Raw genomic sequence first — 21,218 nt, forward strand, 5'->3', positions numbered from 1 at the left:
GAAAATGCAACGAAAGAAACATAAAGCAGGTGACTAGATGAAGAACAAGATAAAGAAATTTTCGAAAGGAGATTTTCGAACCGAGTGTCCGGAGATCGTCTTCCCGGAGACTCATATCCGCATGATGATTGGAGAAGGGGAAGTTTACAGCGGAAGTTTTATGATACAGAATCAAAAAGAGGGGGATATCCGAGGGATTGTCTATCCGTCTTCTTTTCGTATTCAGTGCAGTGAACAAGGATTTGAGGGGAATCCGGTGAAAGTGAATTTTACATACGATTCTGCCGGATTAAAGCCGGGGCAGACAGAACATGGGAAATTTACTGTGATGTGTAACGGCGGAGAATATGATCTTACGTTCACGGCGATGATTGAGAAGCCGTTTATTATGACTTCCTATGGAAAGATACAGAATGTGGAAGACTTTAAGCGGCTTGCGATGAAAGACTTTTCAGAGGCAAGAAGGCTGTTCCGTACGAGACAATTTTATGACGTATTAAAGTATGAAGAATTGAGAATTAAGAATCTTTATGACAATATGCGCAAATGGGCGCTCGATGAGGAGGCATTAGAAGAATTTCTTGTCGGGATCAAGCAGAAAGAAAAGATCTTCCTTACACTTTCCGATGAAGAACGCCAGTTACATGATGTTTTGGAAGAAAAGAAAGACTGGATTGAGATCACGAAAAACACGTGGGGCTTTGTTCCAATCCGAATTTGGGCAGATGGAGCATTTATTCAGATTCGAGATGAGGAGATTACAACGGATGACTTTGTGGGGGACAGTTACCGGCTTGAATACAGTATAAAAGAGAAAAAACTACATGCAGGAAAGAATTATGGACGTATTTTTATAGAGACACCATATGAAGTTTTGCATGTGGATGTTTTGGTATACCAGCATATTTCGAACAGTGGTGCGGGAAGAGAAAAAGAATTACTGGAGGCACAGGGATTAAAAGAATATCTTGCGTACATTTCAGGAAAACTTGACCGAAATGAGTGGGTGGAAAAGGAGATTGAGAAAGCAAAGCAGCTTCGGGATTTGGAACCTGAGAACGAATACTACCTGTTGATACAGGCTCATATTTATTTATATGGAGAGAAAAAAGAAGAAGCAAGATGGATTTTGGAGAATTTCAATTACAATCGATTTGCAATTGGAAAGAAACCGGAGATCAGTGCTTACTACCTTTTCTTGACTGCATTGCTCAGAGAGGATACAAGTCATACGAACCGAGTGCTGGAAGAATTGAACCGACTCTACATTAAATATCCGTATTCCTGGCAGCTTCTCTGTATGCTGGTGAATTTAGATCCGAAATACAAAAGTGACAGTGAACGGTTCCGGATGCTGGAAAGACAGTTCTATAATGGAACGAACCATGTCCTGTTTTATGCAGAGGCATATCTCTGCCTGAAAAACCAAGTGATTCTCCTCAGAAAACTGGGAGATTTTGAGATACAGGTGCTGAATTTTGCAATCAAGTATAAGCTGATCACACGAGAGCTTGCAGAGTATGCGGCGGAACTGATTAGCCATCAGAAAGATTATGATAAACGTCTGTACTATATTTTGGAGCGGCTTTATAAAACTTATGCAGATCAGAAGGTGCTGAATGCAATCTGCATGCAGCTGATCAAAGGAAACCAGACGGGAATTTCCTGCTTTAAATGGTATGAAAAAGCGGTGAAACAGGAACTGAAGATCGCACAGCTTTATGAGTATTATATGATGTCGATTGATGGAAGAAGGCTGCGAAAGGCACTGCCGAGAATTGTATATCTGTATTTTATGCACGGAAATACTTTGGATGAGCAAAAAGCAGCGATTTTGTATGCAAATATTTTAACCTATGAGGATGAGCAGAGTGAGATTTACAGGCACTATCAAGAGGAGATGGAGACATTTGCGTGGGATCAGCTTATAAAAAGACAGATCAGCGAGGAGTTGAGAATTATCTACAATCGCTTTTTGGTGGAAGAGAAGATGACACCGGAGCGATTAGATGCATTATATGATATTTGCCATGCATACTGGGTGAGAGTAAAAAAATCCGGAGTCAAATATGTACTTGTCATTGAAGAGGATGGTTCGATTAGACAGCGAGTTGCGTATTCCAAAAAAGGAGCTAAGATTTATCTTTATGATGAGAACGCACGGATTGTGTGGGAAGCAAAGAATGGACGACACTATACAGAGTCGATTCCGTATGATGCGAGACGTATGTTCTATGAGATCCGTTTTCTGGAGATGTGTAAGAAACGCATGACGGACAGAACACAGAAAGAGCAGGAAAAGAGATCCATACCAGTTACTTTTGAAAATTTGAGGACATATGGGATTGAGGCGTTTGACGAGCAGGAAGTATTCCTGATGTGTACGAAGAAAATTCGTGAAGAGGGGCAGACGGAAGATGATTTCCTTCTGTATCTTACCTTTGAGGTGATGAAACGAGGATATTATGACAAAGCGCTTTTGACCTACCTTGCAACTTTTTATTGCGGGGCAACGCGCGACATGAAATTAGTCTGGAAACGGGCGAAAGAATATGAGGTGGAGACACATGCGCTTTCCGAACGAATTATTTCTCAGATGCTGTTTTCGGAGATGTTGTTTTCGGAGGAAGCGATTTTTCAGGATTATTACGAAGGAAATCCGTATTTCCGCTTAAAACAGGCATATCTTGCCTATGTGGCAAAAGAATTTGTGGTGCATGATCGAGTGACAGGACAAAATGTACTTGCAATTATTATGAAGGAATATCAGGAAAAAGAATATCTTGCGGATATTTGTAAAGTGGCAGTGCTGAAATTTTATGCCGACAGACTTCCTGATCATATGGAATATGAGGAGATACTCCGAGAATTTTTGAGAGAGATGTGCGAAAAGCGACTGGTATTTTCGTTTTATCTGTCGTATCCGGAAAGCTGGCTTCGGGAGGTGCAGTTGTATGATAAGGTGATTGTAGAATATCATGCAGCACCGAACAGCAAGGTAAAGATTGCATATCAGATCAATCGAGGAGAGATGGAGAAACTGGACTATCAGAGTGAATCACTTCTTCCGATGTATGACACTGTCTTTGCAAAAGAATTCATTTTATATAAAGATGAGACATTGAGATACTATTTCAAAGAGACACGAAAAGACAGAAAAATCGTAAGTGAAAAAATGAATGTAAAGCTGGAAAGAGACGTTTGTCCGGTTGGGAAGTTCGGACAGTTGAATGCTATACTTGATTTGAACGAGGAAGAAAAGAAAAGGGCAATGGAAGCATATCAGCAGGAAGAAGAGATTGCCGGGCAGATATTTCAGGCATATTAAATGGGGGATGACAGCGTGACAGGAAATATTTTAGGGTATGATTTAAATGAAAAGAACTGCCAGATCAGTTTTTACAGTGAAGCACAGCAGGAACCGCAGACGATGGAGCTTGTGGCAGATAACTACCAGATTCCACTTGTGCTTGGGCGGAAGGGAGATGTGTGGCTCTTTGGAAATGATGCCAAGCGTCCCGACGTGTTAAAAGAAGGACATACAGTGTCCAATCTGCTTGTGAGGTCGCTTGCAAAAGAAAAAGTTTTGCTGGATGAGGAAACTTATGAGGCAGTCTGGCTTTTGGCAAAATTCATAGAGCTGTCGTTGGACAAGTTTGAACACATTGAGCAGATTGTGTTTACGGTTCCGCGTATGAGCGTGGATATCGGAAAGATCTTAAAAGGAATCGGACAGCGCATCGGCGTGGCAAAAGACTGTATTTATGTGCAGGACTATAAAGAAAGCTTTTGTAATTATATGCTCTATCAGCCAAAGGAATTATGGCATTATGAGGCTGCTTTGTTTCACTGTGACCGCCATGAGGTGAGAGCGTATATGCTTCGAAAGCTCCGCATGGGGATTGGAAAAGGAGCAGATACGTTTGTGACGGTGGATGAAGTGGCAAGCGCACAGATGAAAGAGCTGGCAGCGGTGTATCCGGTTCTGAATGTAGATCGGGCAAAGGCAGCAGACAATCGATTTAAACAGTTTGTGCAGGGAGTGTTTGATAAAAAGCTTGTTTCTTCTGTGTTCTTGACCGGAGAGGGATTTGAAAACAATTGGTATCCGCTCTCTTTGAAAGTACTGTGCAATGGAAGAAGGGCGTTTTTAGGAAACAATCTTTATAGCAAGGGAGCATGTTATACCGCATACAGAAAGAGTTTGGATTATAAAGAAGGTCCGATATATCTGGATGATACAAAGATGACGGAGCAGATCTGTTTGAAGATGCGTATCAACGGACAGGATGAATGGTATCCGATCGTTCCGTGGGGGACGAGATGGTATGAGGCTGATATACAGTTTGAAGTGCTTTTGGAAGATGCGGACGATATTGAGATGCATATCGAATCACTTACGGGGAATCAGATGCGTGTGGAGACGATATCAATGGCAGGGCTGCCAAAGAGAAAAGATTATGCATTGAGGCTTCAGGTCAAGACGGTGTTCCTGAATGAAAAGACATGTAAGATCAGTTTCCAGGACATCGGATTTGGAGAATTTTTCCCGGCGACAGATTTTTATGAAGAAAAAGAGATACATTTAGGAGGAAATGATGGGCAGTTTAATTCTTTGTTATAAAAAGAAAGCGAAGCAACCATATGAGATTACAAGGATACATCGGAAAATTTATACAATCGAAGAATTGTGTTATTATCTGTGTAATAATTTGTATCTCATCGATTATACGATTATGAATGAACAGCTTTGCGACTGGCTGGAAGAAGAACTGTCATTGACGGAACTTGCCCAGAATTTAAGACAATCCTTAAAACAGCATGGGTCTGTGGAGCAGTTTGTCGTGACAATTCTCGCTTATGCTTCCATTTATACAACTACAGAACTTCGACGGATTCAAAATGTGTTAGAACAGTTGAAGAACCAAAAAGAGATTGAGAGAAAGAAATATAAAGCAGATAATCTTTTAGAGAGCGGCGCAGTGAAACCGGCAATCCTGATCTATCAGTCCATCATACACGGCGCTCATGATGACAGTGTGGATGGAAAATTTTACGGAAGAGTATATGGCTGCCTGGGAGCTGCGTATGGAAAAATATTTTTATATGAAGAGGCCGCTAAGATGTATGAGGCAGCATTTCAGATTTGTGAGGAAGAATCAATGCGCAGGGCATATCTTTATTGCTGTAAAAAATCTATGAGCAGTGAGAAGTATGCAAAGCTGCTTGAAAAAAATGAAATCTATCAATTGGTCGATCAGGAACTGCGCAATGAGATAGAAGAGCTGAAAAAACAGTCAAGACCGATATTGAGCGAAGAGATGCTGGGGGAATGGAAAGAACAATACAGAAGACTTGGGACGGGAGAGATTTAACAATGTCATTAAGTTAAGATATTAAAAATGTATTCTCTTATAGAGCAAGGTATATAGAAAAATGTACCCTGCTCTTTTTTTGTGATTTAAAAAAAATGGTTGACAAATACCAAAAAATTGCGGCGAAGCCCCTTGTTTATAGGAGGTGACGTCGTGAATACACTCGCTAATGAACTTAAAAATTGTTTACTAAAGATTATTGATGAAATGGCGCTTTCTTCTGACATCTTTAATCTTTCAGGAAAACCGGCTTTTTGTCGTAAAAGTAAATTTAACTTTTCTACGTTGATTCAATTTATTCTTTCTTTTGGAAGCAACAGTCTTGGACATGAGATAGGAGAATTTTTTGAATATAGGAAAGGGTTTCCAACTGTGTCAGCATTTGTCCAACAAAGAAAAAAACTCAGTTACACTGCCTTAGAACATTTGTTTTATCGCTTTAATGAATGTACATTTAAAAAACCTGTCCTTTATAAAAATTATCGTTTACTTGCAATTGATGGAAGTGATTTTTCACTACCTTACAACTCTCAAGAAGATAATGTTATGGGGGATAATCATTTTTCGACCCTCCATTTGAATGCACTTTTTGATGTTTGTAGTAAAAGCTTTTTGGATGTCATTGTTCAAAAGGGATTGCATGAAAACGAAACAGGTGCAGCATGTGAACTTGTGGATCGAATCAGTGAAAAACATCCTGTTATAATCATGGCAGACCGTGGTTATGAGAACTATAATCTTTTCGCTCATATTGAAGAGAGACTTTTTGATTATGTTGTAAGAGTCAGAGATTCTGATAATTCCTGTATGGTTTCTGGGTTAAATCTTCCTAAAACAGAGGAATATGATATTACAAAACGGGTGGTATTAACCAGACATTTCTCTGGTCCAGCTGCGATTAACACAGAAAAATATAAGTATCTTTCAAAGAAGTCCCGGTTTGATTATATTGAAAATAGCAAAAGTCCTGATTATGAGATAACAATACGGTTTGTCAGGTTCCTTTTAGATGACAATACATATGAAGTTATTGCAACGAGCCTTCCAGAAGAAATATTTTCAATGGAAGATTTGAAAGAAATCTATCATCAAAGATGGGGAATAGAAACTGGCTTCAGAGAATTGAAATATATTCTTGGATTGTCAGCATTTCATTCTAAACAGGAGAATTCTATTTTACAGGAAATATACGCAAGATTAGTTATGTACAACTTTAGCATGTTGATTGCTCAACATGTAAAACCAAAAGAAAAAGATCTGAAGTATAAACTACAGATCAATTTCACGCAGGCTGCCAAAATCTGTTTGAACTTTTTCAGGTACAAAGGAAAGGAGCCTCCTTATGATATTGAAGCCACAATTCAACGATTCTTACTCCCAATAAGACCCAACCGAAAACGACAGCGAGTTTCTGTCAGTACATGTGTGGTTTCATTCAATTATAGATTAGCATAAATCAGAAATAATTCAATCTTTTTTACTCCTCCGATTCCGAAGGAGCTATTGTGCTATCAAAAAATCAAACGAAATTTTTCTTGTAATACAAAATCAGAGCATATCCGAATTAGATATACTCTGATTTGTATATTTTTGTTTTGGATTGCCATTTACATCATTTTAACTTAATGACATTGAGAGATTTAACTTCCGTCTTTTTTTGTGTGCAGGAATTTCTCGTTGACACGTATTGTTTTCTGTGCTATCATTACAAAGTAATTTAGTGTGGTAGAGTAATAATATGATAAAGTGAATGGGAGGATATAAATTATGAAAAAGAAAATAGCACTGATAATGGCTCTTGCGCTTTCTGTGACAACAGTATTTGCAGGATGTGGAGCAAAGGACGATCAGAAGCAAAGAGAGAGTGGGAGTGGTACGCAGAAGACATTTACGGTTGGGTTTGATCAGGATTTTCCGCCGATGGGATTCGTTGGAGATGACGGAGAATACACCGGATTCGATTTGGATCTGGCAAAGGAAGTTGCAGACAGGCTCGATATGAAATTTGTTCCGAAGCCGATTTCCTGGGATGCAAAAGATATGGAATTGAGCTCAGGAGGAATTGACTGTATTTGGAATGGATTTACAATGACCGGACGTGAAGATAAGTATACATGGAGTGAGCCGTATCTCAATAATGAGCAGGTGTTTGTTGTAAAGAAAGATTCCGGAATTAAAACACAGGCAGATCTTGCGGGGAAGGTTGTCGATGTACAGACAGATTCTTCGGCTCAAAAAGCACTGGAACAACAGGAAAAGCTTCAGAAGAGTTTTAAGGAACTGAAGATTGTCGCAGACTATAACACTGCGTTTATGGATCTGGAATCAGGGGCAGTTGATGCGATCGCGATGGATATTGTCGTCGCAAAATACCAGATTGAACAGAGAAAAGCAGACTTTGTACTTTTGGACGATGCATTGGCATCAGAGGAATATGCAGTCGGATTTTTGAAGGGCAATGATGAACTGCGAGACAAAGTACAAAAGACATTAGAAGAGATGGCAGAAGATGGTACAATAAAGAAGATTTCCGAAAAATGGTTTCAGGAAGATATCACGACAATCGGAAAATAATAAAAAAGATAGAGGGCTGTCAAACATGATGGTCCTCTTCTTTAGCAGATAGAATACGAGAAAAGAGAGGTTTTAGATTATGAGTATAGGAATGATGCTCAGCATGATGGCGCAGGGGATGATAAAGTCGTTTTGGATCTTTGCATTCACACTGATTCTTTCGCTGCCGCTTGGAATTGTTGTGTCCTTTGGACGAATGTCAAAAAACGTGGTGATTCGCACGATTGTGAAAGTGTACATATCGATCATGAGAGGGACACCGTTGATCTTACAACTGATGTTTATTTATTTTGGAAGATATTATGTACTGAAGATGCAGATGACACCGGAGTGGATGAACACCGCAGTAATCCTTGGATTTGTGTTAAATTATGCCGCTTATTTTGCGGAAATTTATCGTGGCGGAATTGAATCTATGCCGATTGGGCAGTATGAAGCGGCTGAGATTCTTGGATATACAAAAGTACAGACATTTGTGAAAATTATTTTTCCACAGGTGATGAAACGGATTTTGCCATCGATTACGAATGAGGTGATCACGTTAGTGAAAGATACATCCATTGCTTATGTATTGAGTGTGCAGGAGATGTTCACGGTGGCAAAGGCAATCTCGGCGTCTCAGGCAAGTGTGTCCCCGCTGATTATAGCGGCAGTATTTTACTATGTGTTTAACTTTATCGTGGCATTTGTGATGGAGCGCATTGAAAAGAAGATGGACTATTATCGTTAGGGGGAAGAGCAGATGAATTTATTGGAGATGAATCATATCAGAAAAAGCTTTGGAGATTTGGAAGTGTTAAAAGATATCTCTTTGACAGTAAAAAAAGGAGAAGTCGTCGCAATCATAGGACCTTCCGGTTCGGGGAAATCCACGCTTCTCCGGTGTGCGACAATGCTTGAGACGATGGACAGTGGCGAGATGAGTTATATGGGGGAAAAAGCAGTTTCTATAGGAAATGATGGAAAATCAGTCTATGCAAAAGCCGATCAGCTGAAAAAAATCAAAAGTTATTTTGGGCTGGTGTTTCAAAACTTTAATCTGTTCCCGCACTATTCGGTGATGAAAAATATTACAGATGCACCGATTAAGGTACAGAAAAGAAAAAAGGAAGAAGTGTTTGCCAAGGCAAATGAACTGCTTTTGAAGATGGGGCTGGAAGGACGAGGAGACGCCTATCCATATCAGTTATCCGGCGGGCAACAGCAGAGAGTATCCATTGCGAGAGCGTTGGCTATGAATCCGGAGATTCTGTTTTTTGATGAACCGACTTCTGCGCTTGATCCGGAGCTGACAGGAGAGATTTTAAAGGTTATTCGCAACCTTGCGGCAGAACATATGACAATGGTTATTGTAACTCATGAGATGAATTTTGCAAAAAATGTTGCAGACAAGATCATTTTTATGGATAATGGATATATTGTGGAGCAAGGGACACCGGATGAGGTGTTTGGCTCGCAAAATACGAGGATGAAGGAATTTTTAGGAAAGTTATCAAATGAATCATAAATTACTATTGGATACGGCTGTGCTGGCGGGAGAGATTATGCTGTGCAGCGGTGCGGAGACTTATCGCGTGGAAGATACGATGTATCATATTTTGAAGACCTCAAAGGCGGAGTCGATTGAGGCGTTGGCACTGATGACAGGAATCATGGCAACGATTAACAGTCCGGATATGGAACAGCCCATGACGGTTATAAAGGCGGTCAATAACAGAACGACTAATCTGAATCATGTCATTCAGGTCAATGATATTTCACGAAGATATTGTGGCGGGGAACTTACATTGGAGGAGACCTACCAGGCTCTGAGAAAGATAGGCGGGATGCAGTATAATCGGACACTTTGCAATGCCGCACTGGTAGGAGTCGCAGCAGGATTTGCAATGATGTTTGGGGGAAGTTTTCTAGATGTCGCGGCTACTGCTGTGGTGGGAGTTCTTTTGGCCGCGATCATCACGCTTGGAGAGAAAGTGAAGATGAATGTGATTATCATCGATATTTTGTCTTCGATAGGAATTGCGATACTTGCAATTGCAATGAAAACATATGGAATGAAAGAGATCAACATGGACACTGTAATCATCAGTGCAATTATGCCTCTTGTTCCGGGGGTGGCGATTACGAATGCGATCCGTGATACCTTGCAGGGGGATTATCTTTCAGGAGGGGCTCGTGTTTTGGAGGCCTTTTTAAAAGCGGCATCGATAGCCCTTGGAGTGGGAATCGGTATGGCGTTATTTGGAGCAGTTGCGGGAAGGAGTTTCTTATGATTGTACGAGTATTAGGGGCATTTATTGCAATTTTTACATTTGCAGTTCTGCAGGAGACACCAAAAAAATATCTTGGCTGTGCGGGAATCGTAGGTGCAGTTGGCTGGCTGGCGTATCTTTTGAGCGAACATGCGGGAGCGGATACAGTTCTTGCCACCTTTATATCGGCGATGACGATTACCTTAATCTCCCACACCTTTGCAAGAATTTTTAAAGCACCGGTTACGGTGTTTTTGATTGCAGGTATTCTTCCGACGGTGCCGGGAGCAGGCATGTATCGGATTGTATATTACATTATTCAGGGAGATCGTGCGATGTCCAGCTATTATCTGACAAATACGCTGGAACTTGCCGGAGTGATTGCGATTGCAATCTTTATTATGGACACGTTGTTTCGTCTTTTTCAGAAAGGATGGAAACAAAATTCTTTGAAATATAGTATAAAAATGAATGAAAAGAAAAAGTGAAATTCATAAATACAATTAAAAACTACTAAAAAATAGGAAAAACACAAAAAAATGCAAGAAAGCATTGAAGAAAAATCAAAAATCGTATAGAATAGCAGATAGTGATGAAAATAACAGGAGGTTTTGCAGATGGCGGCGTACAAAGACTTAAGCAGAGATGAATTATTAGAAATCAAAAATGAATTGGAGACACGTTTTGAGGATGTGAAATCAAAAGGACTGAAATTAGATATGTCCAGAGGGAAACCATCCGCAGCGCAGCTTGATTTAGCGATGGGGATGATGGATGTTTTGAGAAGCGATTCTGATTTGAAATGCGAAGAAGGTGTGGATTGCAGAAATTATGGTGTGCTTGATGGAATCCGTGAAGCAAAACAGCTTCTTGCAGACATGATGGAAGTACCGATTGACAATGTTGTTATTTTTGGTAATTCAAGTCTGAATATTATGTACGATACTGTGGCACGTTCTATGACACATGGTGTTATGGGCAGCACTCCTTGGTGCAAACTTGACAAGGTGAAATTTTTATGTCCGGTACCGGGATATGACAGACATTTTGCAATCACAGAACATTTCGGAATTGAGATGATCAATATCCCAATGCATGATGACGGACCGGATATGGATATGGTAGAACAGCTGGTAAACACAGATCCGGCAGTGAAGGGAATTTGGTGTGTACCGAAATATTCCAACCCACAGGGAATTACATACTCTGACGAAACGGTGAGAAGGTTTGCAAGATTAAAGCCGGCTGCAGAAGACTTCCGTATTTATTGGGATAATGCTTATGGAATCCACCATTTATATGAAGATAAGCAAGATTCCCTGGTGGAGATTTTCATGGAGTGTAAAAAAGAGGGAAATCCGGATATGGTATACAAATTCTGTTCTACTTCAAAAGTAAGTTTTCCGGGTTCCGGAGTTGCAGCTATTGCGGCATCAACAGAGAATCTGGTTGCTATTAGAGAACAGATGCAGATACAGACAATCGGACACGATAAACTGAATCAGCTTCGTCATGCGCGCTATTATAAAGATATTCATGGAATGGTTCAGCATATGAAGAAGCATGCAGATATTTTAAGACCAAAATTTGAGACAGTTTTGAATGTGTTAGAAAAAGAATTGGGTGGTTTGGAAATCGGAAGCTGGATTCGCCCAAGAGGTGGCTATTTCATCTCGTTTGATGCGATGGAGGGCTGTGCGAAAGCAATCGTGGCGAAAGCAAAAGAGGCAGGTCTTGTAATGACCGGAGCGGGGGCAACATTCCCATATGGAAAAGACCCAAAAGACAGCAACATCCGTATTGCACCATCGTATCCGACACCGGAAGAACTTGCAGTTGCAGCAGATATTTTTGTACTTAGTGTAAAATTAGTAAGTATTGATAAATTATTAGAAGAGAAATCAGCATAGTAACACAAGCGTGACCGGATTTTGGGTCACGCTTTTCTATGCCGTAAAACGGGAGGAAAAGAAAAATGAAATTGTTGTATCAGTTTGGTGTGATTTTAGCGGTTACTTTTGTGGGGGAACTATTGTATGCTCTGCTCCCACTGCCTATTCCCGCAAGTATTTATGGACTTATAGTGATGCTTATTTGTCTTGGAACAAAAGTTGTGAAACTAAGTCAGGTGAAAATTGCCGCTGATTTTTTGATTGATATTATGCCGCCAATGTTTATTCCGGCGGCGGTTGGTTTGATTGTTGTTTGGGGGGATCTGAAAGAGATTTTGATTCCGGTTGTCGTGATCACCTGCCTGTCGACGGTGATTGTGATGGTATGTACCGGAAAGGTGACACAGACATTGATTCGACGAAAACAAAAGACAGGAGAAATGAAAGATGAAAGAGTTATTAAATAGTTCGCTTTATTTTGGGGTGACAGTCAGTATTGCAGGGTATGGGATTGGATTGTTTTTAAAAAGAAAATTTAAGTGGGGATTTTTAAATCCGCTTTTACTTGCTATTATTTTTGTGATTATTGTATTGCAGGTGTTTGGAATAGATTATGAAGTCTATGATGAGACGGCAAAGTATTTGAGTTATCTGCTGACACCTGCAACGGTCTGTCTTGCAATTCCGCTCTATCAGCAGATTGAGTTGTTGAAAAAGAATTTGACAGCAGTGGTTTTAGGAATTGTGGCAGGAGTGTTCTCAAGCCTTGGGAGTGTATTTGGAATGGCATATCTGTTTGGACTTAGCCATAAGGAATATGTTACATTACTCCCAAAATCAATCACAACAGCAATCGGAATTGGAGTTTCGGAGGAACTCGGAGGGTTTACAACCATTACTGTAGCAGTGATCATCGTGACCGGAGTACTTGGAAATGTGATAGGAGAGCAGATTTGTAAAATATTTCGGATACAGGAACCTGTCGCAGTAGGCTTGGCGCTTGGTACGTCGGCGCATGCGATAGGAACAACAAAAGCTTTGGAGCTTGGTGAAGTACAAGGAGCGATGAGCAGTCTTTCTATTGCAGTTGCAGGTCTGATCACGGTGGTCGGCGCATCGGTATTTGCAAATTTTATGTAGTATGATTGACAAGTGGACAGAGGGAATAGTATCATAGCATTACGATACAAAGGGGAGGCAGAGAAGATGTCTGAAGTGGAAGTAACACAGGTAGATCAGGAAGAATATCCTGAGATGCACAGAGTATTGGAACTTGCGTTAGAAGCAGGGCGTATTTTGTTGAGAAACGGAGCAGAGATTTTCCGTGTAGAAGAGACAATAGAACATATTTGCAAAAGATTTGGTGTGGAAGCAGTGGATTCCTTTGTACTGAGTAATGGAATTTTTTTGACAGCATACAGCAAAGGAAAAGAGAACTTTGCCAAGGTGAAGCATGTGCCAATGGCAGGGATACACCTTGGGATTGTCACGGAAGTCAACGATTTGTCGAGAGAGATCTCAGCGGGAAGAGTTGGGATTGATGAAGCTTTCCGGCGTCTGGAAGAGATTGAGAAACTCCCTCCAAAAAAAAGCTTGTACCTCGTTTTGGCGGCTGGGCTTGGAAGCGGTTCTTTTTGCTATCTGCTGAAAGCGAATATATGGGAGAGCTTAATTGCATTTGTCATAGGGACGCTTTTGTATGTGCTGGTGATTTTTGCACAGAAACACACGATGTCAAAGATTATCATTAATATCGTGGGCGGAGGATTTATTACGATACTGGCACTGATTGCCTCGAATATTAATTTTCCTTTTGCGGTGAGTCTTGATAAGGTGATCATTGGCTCGATTCTGCCTTTGGTACCCGGAGTTGCGTTTACCAATGCGATTAGAGATATTGCCAACAGTGATTTTATTTCCGGAACGGTCAGAATGATCGATGCGCTGCTTGTGTTCGTATATATTGCAATCGGTGTAGGAACAGTGTTGTCGGCCTATAATAGTATTTTAGGAGGTATGGCATTATGATTGCAAATATGTTGTGTTCGTTTTGGGGAACGGTCGCATTTTCCATTCTGTTCAACGTACATAAGCGGTTTTATTTTTGCTGCGGACTGACCGGTATGGCTGGGTGGCTTTGTTACTGTGCGCTCGCACCGCTTGGGTCTGCGCCGATGGCATGCTTTGCGGGCACGATTGTTGTTGTGCTGCTGTCGCGGATTTTCGCTGTGTGGAAGAAATGTCCGATCACGGTATTTTTAGTATCCGGGATATTCCCGCTTGTGCCGGGAGCCGGTGTCTATTATACGGCGTATTATTTTGTTACAGACAGTCTGAGGCTTGCATCTCAGAAAGGAATCGAGTCATTGAAGATGGCGTTTGCCATCGTGCTTGGAATTGTATTTGTGGTATCAATTCCAAAACAATGGTTTCAAGTAAGTTACTGGAAGAATAAGAGAAAATAGAGTTGTAAATACACTGCAACTTGTTATATAATAAAATTTAGCGAAAGCAAAAGAGAATAGGAGTGTTAGAATATGAGTAAAGTAAGAACAAGATTTGCACCAAGTCCAACTGGAAGAATGCACGTCGGAAATCTGCGTACAGCGTTATATGCATATTTGATCGCAAAACATGAAGACGGCGATTTTCTTCTTCGTATCGAGGATACAGATCAGGAACGTTTTGTCGAGGGTGCACTTGAGATTATATACCGCACTTTGGAAAAGACAGGACTGATTCACGATGAAGGTCCTGACAAAGACGGCGGAGTCGGTCCATATGTGCAAAGCGAGAGACAACAGATGGGATTGTATCTGAAATATGCAAAACAGCTGATCGAGCAGGGAGATGCTTATTACTGTTTCTGTGACAAAGAAAGACTGGAATCTTTGAAAACTGAAGTGACAGAGGGAGGAGCAGAGATCGTAGTATATGACAAGCACTGTCTGCATCTGAGCAAGGAAGAGATTGAGGCAAATCTGGCGGCAGGAAAGCCATATGTTATTCGTATTAATATGCCGACAGAAGGTACAACGACATTCCACGATGAGATTTACGGAGATATCACAGTTCCGAATGCGGAGTTGGATGACATGATTTTGATCAAATCAGATGGATATCCGACCTATAATTTTGCCAATGTAATCGATGACCATTTACAGGGAATCACACATGTAGTTCGCGGTAATGAATATTTGTCATCTGCGCCGAAGTACAATCGTCTGTATGAAGCGTTCGGATGGGAAGTGCCGACTTATGTACACTGTCCGTTGATCACAGATGAGACACACAAAAAACTGAGCAAGCGATGCGGACATTCTTCTTATGAGGATCTCATCGAACAGGGATTTTTGACAGAAGCAGTTGTGAATTACGTGGCATTACTTGGATGGAGTCCTACAGATAACAGAGAGATTTTCTCTTTGGAAGAATTGGTGAAAGCATTTGATTATCATCACATGAGTAAGTCGCCTGCAGTGTTTGACACAGTAAAATTAAAATGGATGAACGGCGAATATCTCAAAGCAATGGACTTTGAAAAATTCTATGAATTGGCAAAGCCATACATCAAAGAAGTGATTACAAAAGATTATGACCTGAAAAAAATTGCAGCGCTTGTGAAGACAAGAATCGAGATTTTCCCAGACATCAAAGAACATATTGATTTCTTTGAAGAACTTCCGGAGTATGATACTGCAATGTATACACACAAGAAGATGAAGACGAATGAGGAGACTTCTCTTGAGGTGTTAAAAGAGATTCTTCCTCTTTTTGAGGCGCAGGAAGATTACAGCAATGATGCGCTGTATGCTGTGCTGAAAGGCTATGTAGAAGAAAAAGGATACAAGAACGGTTACGCAATGTGGCCGGTGAGAACAGCTGTATCCGGAAAGCAGAATACACCTGGCGGTGCAACGGAGATTATGGAGATTTTGGGAAAAGAAGAGTCTTTAGCACGTATTCGCAAGGGAATTGAATTGTTAAGTAAATAGTGGGAGAGGGACGGGAATCTGCCCGTCCTTCACTTATCTGGAAAGGAGAAAACGTATGAGTTTGAATCCGTCTCAAGTTCAGGCAGTCATCCACAAGGATGGTCCATGTATGGTTCTCGCAGGTCCCGGTTCCGGGAAAACACTCACAATCACGAAACGAATTGAATATCTGATTGGAAAGCATCACGTGAGTCCGGAAGAGATTCTTGTGATTACATTTACAAAAGCGGCATCAATTGAGATGAAAGAGCGTTTTGTGCGTTTGTGCGGACAGAAAGCAGGTCCTGTCACATTTGGAACGTTTCATGGTATTTATTATGGTATTTTAAAATGGGCATATAGGATGAATGCGTCAAATATTCTTTCCGAGGAACAAAAATACCAGCTGTTAAAACAGGTCATTGGCAGAATGGAGATTGATATTGATGATGAGAAAGATTTTTTGCAAGGGATTGCAGGGGAGATTGGAAATATCAAAAATAATCAGATTCCATTGGCGGAATATGAGTCTTTGAACTGTTCAGAAGAGGTTTTTCGGGAAATTTTCGAGCAGTATGAGAAAGAACGGAAGCGGTTAAAGAAAATCGATTTTGATGATATGCTTGTGCTTGTCTATGAGTTGTTCAAAAAGAGACCGGATATTTTGAGCATGTGGCAGAGAAAATTCCGGTATATTTTAATTGATGAGTTTCAAGACATCAATCAGGTACAGTATGATGTGATTCGAATGCTGGCGGCGCCGGAAAACAACTTATTCATTGTTGGAGATGATGATCAGTCAATTTATCGATTCCGCGGCGCAAGACCGGATATCATGCTTGGGTTTAAGAAAGATTACCCTGATACAAAGGAGATTTTGCTGGATGTGAATTATCGCTCTACAAAAGCGATTGTAAATGGGGCGGCACGGGTGATCCGGCACAATGTAAACCGTTATCCAAAGCAGATTATCACAACGAACGAGCAGGGAGAGACCGTCCACATTCAGGAGGTCAGACATCCGATTGAAGAAAGCAAGTATGTGGTCAGTCAGATTCAGGAGGCGAAAAAAAGAGGTATCCCGTCTTCGGAGATTGCGGTTCTGTTTCGCACAAATGTGGAGGCACGTGCATTGGCGGAGACATTTATGGAATACAACATGCCGTTTCGGATGAAAGAACGCATGCCGAATCTGTATGAACATTTTATTGCACAGGATTTGACTACGTATTTGAAGATGGCGTTAGGAGACCGTTCGCGAAAATCATTTTTGGCGATTATGAATCGTCCGAACCGCTATATCGGGCGAGACAGTGTGGAAGGAACCACGATTTCATTTGAGAGTTTGCGAAAATTCTATTGTGACAAAGACTGGATGCTCGACCGGATCGATCAGCTTGAGGTGGATTTTAGAATATTAAAAAATATGGCGCCGTACGGGGCAATCCAGTATATTCGAAAACATATCGGATACGATGAATTTTTAAAAGAATATGCGGCATTTCGAAAAATCAACATGGAAGATTTAAAAGAAGTACTGAGAGAGATTGAAGAGCGGGCAAAAGCCTTTCGTACGATTGAAGAGTGGTTTACACATATTGAAGAATATTCAGAGGAATTAAAGAGACAGTCGCAGCAAAAAGAGACAGATCCGGAGGCAATCACGTTTATGACAATGCATGGATCGAAAGGATTGGAGTTTGATCTGGTATTTATTATCGGGGCGAATGAGACGATTACCCCATATAAAAAGGCGGAGACAAAAGAAGAAGTGGAAGAAGAGCGCAGGATGTTCTATGTGGCTATGACGAGAGCACGAAAGAAATTGATTATCTCTTATACAAAAGAACGTAATGGGAAGTCGATGGCACAATCCCGGTTTGTGGGGGAGCTGTTGACAAGAGGGTAAGGTCATTCAATTTCCTATGTAATAAAAAACAGGCAGCAACATTACGTCACTGCCAATTTAAGGTCTGTTAGATTAGTCTTCTAATTCTTCAAAGTCTTGTTCGTCCAGCCATTCGTCGAAAGCATCGGCAGCCAACTCGTACTCATCGTCATCTTCGATGTTGTCTAAAGTTGGTTCGCCGTTTTCATCTTCTTCAAAACGGTAGATGAATACGTCACCTTCCTCTGTGTCTTCTGCATCCTCTAATGGAAGCAATGCGATATACTGTCTGTCACCAGCTGAGAAAATTGTGAGAACTGCACATTCCAGTACCTCGTCGTTATCAAGTGTCAATGTTACAGTAAGGTTTTCTTCGCCGCAGTTACAGTCGTCATGTCCGCAGCCACAATCATGATTATGTTCACTCATAGTTTTTATCTCCTTTTTTATTGATATACTAACTCTATCAGACTGTGGCAAGAATTGCAAGAGGGAAAACTATTGACATTATTAGAAAAAGGGCTAAAATAAAGGGATGGAATTCATAAGAAAACAGATTATGGAGGAAGCAGATGAAGAAAAAAAGAGTATTAGCATTAACAGCGTTGCTGCTGGTCTGTGTATTTGGCATATCGGCATGTAAAAAAAATGTAGGGACACCGGAGGATAATCCACAGGTGAAAGAGGAAACGGACGAAGAAGAGCAGGAAAAATATACATTTGGATTCAGCGGAATTACGATGGAGAATCCATATTTTATTACGCTTGAGTCGTCAATTCGTGAGACGCTTGAAAAGGATGGACATACATTGATTACAGAAGATCCAAAGCAGGATCCGGATGTACAGGTTGAGCAGATTGAAGATATGATCGATCAGGGAATCGATGCAATTTTTCTGACACCGGTTGACTGGGAGGCAATCACACCTGCATTGGAAGAATTGAAAGAGGCAGATGTGAAGATTATCAATGTGGATACACAGGTAAAAGAATTTGACTATGTGGATGCATATATTGGATCTGATAATAAGAATGCAGGATATTTATGTGGAAAAGACCTTGTTGAAAAACTTCCGGAAGGCGGAAAAGTATTGATATTGGAGTGTCCAACAATGAATTCTATCAATGAGCGCATTACGGGATTTGAGGAGGCAATTGCGGATAAAGGATTTGAGGTTGTCGGACGAAGTGATACAAAAGGAGATTTAAATACGGCGCTGAGTGCGGCTGAGACACTTTTGAAGGAGCATCCGGATGTGTCAGCAATTATGTGCGGCAACGATCCGACAGCGCTTGGCGCACTTGTCGCAGCGAATGCGGCTCAATTACAGAACGTCTATATCTATGGCGTGGATGGTTCACCGGAGATTAAAAAAGAGTTGGAAAAGGAGAACTCTCTCATAGCGGCAACCGGAGGACAGTCTCCGATTGAGATTGGAAAAGAGTCTGCAAAAGTGGCGTTAAGTGTTCTGAACAAAGAGAAATATGCAAGAATTACATATGAAGAGACATTTTTGATCAATAAAGATAATCTCGAGATGTATGGTGTAGATGGCTGGCAGTAGGAAAAGAGAAGATTAGGAGATTGAAGGCATGAGAGAAAAAAAGGGGCATCCATTGCCGCTTGGAGTGACAGAAAATAATGGGTATGTGAATTTTTCTGTAGCTGTAGAGCAAGGAAAACGCTGTTTTTTGTTGATATATGAGAAGGGGGCTAAGCTGCCTTGCCAAAGAATCGAGTTTTTAGAGAAAGACGCGGTGGGAGAAGTTCGATTTCTTGCATTACAAAAAAGCACGATTGAGAATTGTGAGTATAACTATGAAATAGAAGGTAAGGTTGTGACAGACCCTTATGTGAAAGAACTGGTATTACAAGCAGATGGCAGCGAACGAGGAAGAATTTCCATGGAAGCATATGATTGGGAAGAAGATACACCGCTTGAGATTCCCTATCATGAGGTGATTGCCTACAGTCTCCATGTTCGAGGATTTACAAAACACAGCAGTTCGAAAGTAAAAAAAAGAGGAACATTTGCGGGTGTGATGGAAAAGATTCCGTATCTCAAAGAATTGGGTGTGAATCAGATCCAGTGTATGCCGGTATATGACTTTTTGGATAATAAAAAATATACGAATTACTGGGGATATGGAGATGCCTATTGCTTTGCACCAAAAAGACTTTATGCATCTCAAGAAAATACGGGGAAAGAACTTAAAGATATGGTGAAGGCATGCCATCGTGCGGGGATAGAAGTGGTTTTAAATCTTCCATTTTCGGAACACATTATGCCGCAGATGATGGAGGAGTGCCTCCGTTATTATGTGCTGGAATATCATATTGACGGATTTATTTTAAATCCGGTGCTTGCTCCAATGGAAGCAATTTTGGCAGATCCACTTTTAAAGCGAACAAAAATCTTGCAAAACAAAGAAGATTTTCAGATTACGATGAGACGTTTCCTGAAAGGAGACGAAGGGATGGTGCCAGGAGTGATGTGGTGGCTGAAACAGCAGTCAAAGGAACAAAGAAGCTGTAATTATATTACGAGCCATAATGGATTCACTCTGGCAGATCTCGTGTCATATGATGGAAAACATAATGAGGCAAACGGTGAAAATAATCAGGACGGTCCGGATTACAATTACAGCTGGAACTGTGGTGCAGAAGGAGCGACTCGCAGAAAAGCTGTTTTGGAACTTCGGAAGAAACAGATGAGGAACGCATTCTTTCTGTTGCTGATGGCGCAGGGGACACCATGCCTGCTGGCAGGAGATGAGTTCGCAAATTCTCAAAAGGGAAATAATAATGTGTATTGTCAGGATAATGAGACAGCATGGCTGAACTGGAAGCAACTTGAAAAAGAAAAAGAATTATTTGATTATGTGAGGAATCTGATCGCGCTGCGTAAGCGTCTGCCTATTTTGCACTCCGAAAAGCCTTTGCTTGGAAGAGATGAGATGAGCTGTGGGGTACCGGATGTCTCCTATCACGGAGAGAGTGCATGGCAGATCCCGCAAAATGTGGCGAGCAGACAGCTTGGTGTATATTATCACGGGGAAGGCGAGAGTGAAGGTGACTGCTTTATTGCATATAATATGCATTGGACAGAGCATAAATTTGCACTTCCTGCACTTTCGAAAGGAAAGAGATGGTATCGCGTTTTTTCGACGGAAGAAGAGTTGAAAGAAGAAATGCTTGTGGAAAATCAGAAAGAGACTGTTGTCAATGAGAGAACGATCATAATGTTTTTAGGAAGGTAGAA

At 41.0% G+C, this 21,218-nt stretch carries 19 protein-coding genes; 18 read left to right on the plus strand and 1 reads right to left on the minus strand.

Translation table 11 applies throughout. The features are described from left to right. Positions 1-37: 37 nt before the first annotated feature. From AC6I5B_RS07540 to AC6I5B_RS07615, 16 genes are all read left to right on the plus strand, one after another. Positions 38-3,328, plus strand: a complete 3,291-nt coding sequence (locus AC6I5B_RS07540) for a DUF5717 family protein (RefSeq protein ID WP_004613947.1) — start codon at positions 38-40, stop codon at positions 3,326-3,328. Continuing rightward, entirely contained in the window at positions 3,329-4,624 is a 1,296-nt protein-coding gene (locus AC6I5B_RS07545; RefSeq protein WP_004613946.1) for a DUF5716 family protein, read from the plus strand. It abuts the gene before it with no gap. Beyond that, positions 4,599-5,375, plus strand: a complete 777-nt coding sequence (locus AC6I5B_RS07550) for a hypothetical protein (RefSeq protein ID WP_022250898.1) — start codon at positions 4,599-4,601, stop codon at positions 5,373-5,375. The genes AC6I5B_RS07545 and AC6I5B_RS07550 overlap by 26 nt, the downstream gene beginning before the upstream one ends. A gap of 153 nt (positions 5,376-5,528) precedes the next feature. After that, positions 5,529-6,830: an IS4 family transposase gene (locus AC6I5B_RS07555; protein ID WP_497773723.1), complete on the plus strand. Its 1,302-nt coding sequence runs from the start codon at positions 5,529-5,531 to the stop codon at positions 6,828-6,830. A 312-nt stretch (positions 6,831-7,142) separates the two neighbouring features. Continuing rightward, positions 7,143-7,949, plus strand: a complete 807-nt coding sequence (locus AC6I5B_RS07560) for an amino acid ABC transporter substrate-binding protein (RefSeq protein ID WP_004613944.1) — start codon at positions 7,143-7,145, stop codon at positions 7,947-7,949. Between the two features lie 79 nt (positions 7,950-8,028). Next, on the plus strand, positions 8,029-8,679 hold the full coding sequence (locus AC6I5B_RS07565; protein ID WP_004613943.1) for an amino acid ABC transporter permease: 651 nt from the start codon (positions 8,029-8,031) through the stop codon (positions 8,677-8,679). A gap of 12 nt (positions 8,680-8,691) precedes the next feature. Further along, entirely contained in the window at positions 8,692-9,456 is a 765-nt protein-coding gene (locus tag AC6I5B_RS07570) for an amino acid ABC transporter ATP-binding protein (protein ID WP_004613942.1), read from the plus strand. Continuing rightward, positions 9,446-10,222: a threonine/serine exporter family protein gene (locus AC6I5B_RS07575; protein ID WP_004613941.1), complete on the plus strand. Its 777-nt coding sequence runs from the start codon at positions 9,446-9,448 to the stop codon at positions 10,220-10,222. Before AC6I5B_RS07570 ends, AC6I5B_RS07575 begins: the two co-directional genes overlap by 11 nt. Continuing rightward, positions 10,219-10,689 (plus strand): threonine/serine exporter family protein, encoded by a 471-nt coding sequence (locus AC6I5B_RS07580; RefSeq protein ID WP_004613940.1) that lies wholly within the window; start codon positions 10,219-10,221, stop codon positions 10,687-10,689. Before AC6I5B_RS07575 ends, AC6I5B_RS07580 begins: the two co-directional genes overlap by 4 nt. A gap of 129 nt (positions 10,690-10,818) precedes the next feature. Beyond that, positions 10,819-12,111, plus strand: coding sequence for an aspartate aminotransferase type Ic (locus AC6I5B_RS07585; RefSeq protein WP_004613939.1), 1,293 nt, complete (start codon positions 10,819-10,821; stop codon positions 12,109-12,111). A gap of 65 nt (positions 12,112-12,176) precedes the next feature. Then, positions 12,177-12,560, plus strand: coding sequence for a CidA/LrgA family protein (locus AC6I5B_RS07590; protein ID WP_004613938.1), 384 nt, complete (start codon positions 12,177-12,179; stop codon positions 12,558-12,560). Beyond that, entirely contained in the window at positions 12,541-13,233 is a 693-nt protein-coding gene (locus tag AC6I5B_RS07595) for an LrgB family protein (protein WP_004613937.1), read from the plus strand. The genes AC6I5B_RS07590 and AC6I5B_RS07595 overlap by 20 nt, the downstream gene beginning before the upstream one ends. A gap of 66 nt (positions 13,234-13,299) precedes the next feature. Further along, positions 13,300-14,121, plus strand: coding sequence for a threonine/serine exporter family protein (locus AC6I5B_RS07600; protein ID WP_022250900.1), 822 nt, complete (start codon positions 13,300-13,302; stop codon positions 14,119-14,121). Continuing rightward, the gene (locus AC6I5B_RS07605; protein WP_004613935.1) at positions 14,118-14,558 is read left to right on the plus strand and encodes a threonine/serine exporter family protein; all 441 of its coding nucleotides are present in this window, start codon (positions 14,118-14,120) and stop codon (positions 14,556-14,558) included. Before AC6I5B_RS07600 ends, AC6I5B_RS07605 begins: the two co-directional genes overlap by 4 nt. 72 nt (positions 14,559-14,630) lie before the next feature. Continuing rightward, positions 14,631-16,088, plus strand: coding sequence for a glutamate--tRNA ligase (gene gltX, locus AC6I5B_RS07610; protein ID WP_004613934.1), 1,458 nt, complete (start codon positions 14,631-14,633; stop codon positions 16,086-16,088). A gap of 55 nt (positions 16,089-16,143) precedes the next feature. Then, a complete protein-coding gene (locus tag AC6I5B_RS07615; protein ID WP_004613933.1) occupies positions 16,144-17,976 on the plus strand; it encodes an ATP-dependent helicase in 1,833 nt (610 codons plus the stop codon). A gap of 72 nt (positions 17,977-18,048) precedes the next feature. Here AC6I5B_RS07615 and AC6I5B_RS07620 read toward each other — a convergent pair whose 3' ends face one another. Further along, positions 18,049-18,384: a DUF1292 domain-containing protein gene (locus tag AC6I5B_RS07620; RefSeq protein WP_004613932.1), complete on the minus strand. Its 336-nt coding sequence runs from the start codon at positions 18,382-18,384 to the stop codon at positions 18,049-18,051. Between the two features lie 143 nt (positions 18,385-18,527). On the opposite strand from AC6I5B_RS07620, the gene AC6I5B_RS07625 reads away from it, so the two are divergent. Together AC6I5B_RS07625 and AC6I5B_RS07630 are read left to right on the plus strand one after the other, a co-directional pair. Beyond that, complete coding sequence (locus tag AC6I5B_RS07625; RefSeq protein ID WP_004613931.1) at positions 18,528-19,520, plus strand: sugar ABC transporter substrate-binding protein; 993 nt, start codon at positions 18,528-18,530, stop codon at positions 19,518-19,520. Positions 19,521-19,548: 28 nt separating this feature from the next. Continuing rightward, positions 19,549-21,216 carry an alpha-amylase family glycosyl hydrolase gene (locus AC6I5B_RS07630; RefSeq protein WP_004613930.1) on the plus strand — a complete coding sequence of 556 codons (1,668 nt, stop codon included), beginning with the start codon at positions 19,549-19,551 and terminating at the stop codon, positions 21,214-21,216. Positions 21,217-21,218 lie beyond the last annotated feature (2 nt).

It is taken from the genome of Faecalimonas nexilis (genome assembly GCF_059731825.1).

What these genes read in the sequence shown, in the direction of transcription:
- AC6I5B_RS07540 (WP_004613947.1), top strand. Translation starts at nt 38, where the DNA reads ATGAAGAACAAGATAAAGAAATTTTCGAAAGGAGATTTTCGAACCGAG.
- AC6I5B_RS07600 (WP_022250900.1), top strand. Translation starts at nt 13,300, where the DNA reads ATGTCTGAAGTGGAAGTAACACAGGTAGATCAGGAAGAATATCCTGAG.
- AC6I5B_RS07585 (WP_004613939.1), top strand. Translation starts at nt 10,819, where the DNA reads ATGGCGGCGTACAAAGACTTAAGCAGAGATGAATTATTAGAAATCAAA.
- AC6I5B_RS07570 (WP_004613942.1), top strand. Translation starts at nt 8,692, where the DNA reads ATGAATTTATTGGAGATGAATCATATCAGAAAAAGCTTTGGAGATTTG.
- AC6I5B_RS07575 (WP_004613941.1), top strand. Translation starts at nt 9,446, where the DNA reads ATGAATCATAAATTACTATTGGATACGGCTGTGCTGGCGGGAGAGATT.
- AC6I5B_RS07590 (WP_004613938.1), top strand. Translation starts at nt 12,177, where the DNA reads ATGAAATTGTTGTATCAGTTTGGTGTGATTTTAGCGGTTACTTTTGTG.
- AC6I5B_RS07620 (WP_004613932.1), bottom strand. Translation starts at nt 18,384, where the DNA reads ATGAGTGAACATAATCATGATTGTGGCTGCGGACATGACGACTGTAAC.
- gltX (WP_004613934.1), top strand. Translation starts at nt 14,631, where the DNA reads ATGAGTAAAGTAAGAACAAGATTTGCACCAAGTCCAACTGGAAGAATG.
- AC6I5B_RS07615 (WP_004613933.1), top strand. Translation starts at nt 16,144, where the DNA reads ATGAGTTTGAATCCGTCTCAAGTTCAGGCAGTCATCCACAAGGATGGT.
- AC6I5B_RS07630 (WP_004613930.1), top strand. Translation starts at nt 19,549, where the DNA reads ATGAGAGAAAAAAAGGGGCATCCATTGCCGCTTGGAGTGACAGAAAAT.
- AC6I5B_RS07595 (WP_004613937.1), top strand. Translation starts at nt 12,541, where the DNA reads ATGAAAGAGTTATTAAATAGTTCGCTTTATTTTGGGGTGACAGTCAGT.
- AC6I5B_RS07560 (WP_004613944.1), top strand. Translation starts at nt 7,143, where the DNA reads ATGAAAAAGAAAATAGCACTGATAATGGCTCTTGCGCTTTCTGTGACA.
- AC6I5B_RS07550 (WP_022250898.1), top strand. Translation starts at nt 4,599, where the DNA reads ATGGGCAGTTTAATTCTTTGTTATAAAAAGAAAGCGAAGCAACCATAT.
- AC6I5B_RS07545 (WP_004613946.1), top strand. Translation starts at nt 3,329, where the DNA reads ATGGGGGATGACAGCGTGACAGGAAATATTTTAGGGTATGATTTAAAT.
- AC6I5B_RS07605 (WP_004613935.1), top strand. Translation starts at nt 14,118, where the DNA reads ATGATTGCAAATATGTTGTGTTCGTTTTGGGGAACGGTCGCATTTTCC.
- AC6I5B_RS07565 (WP_004613943.1), top strand. Translation starts at nt 8,029, where the DNA reads ATGAGTATAGGAATGATGCTCAGCATGATGGCGCAGGGGATGATAAAG.
- AC6I5B_RS07580 (WP_004613940.1), top strand. Translation starts at nt 10,219, where the DNA reads ATGATTGTACGAGTATTAGGGGCATTTATTGCAATTTTTACATTTGCA.
- AC6I5B_RS07625 (WP_004613931.1), top strand. Translation starts at nt 18,528, where the DNA reads ATGAAGAAAAAAAGAGTATTAGCATTAACAGCGTTGCTGCTGGTCTGT.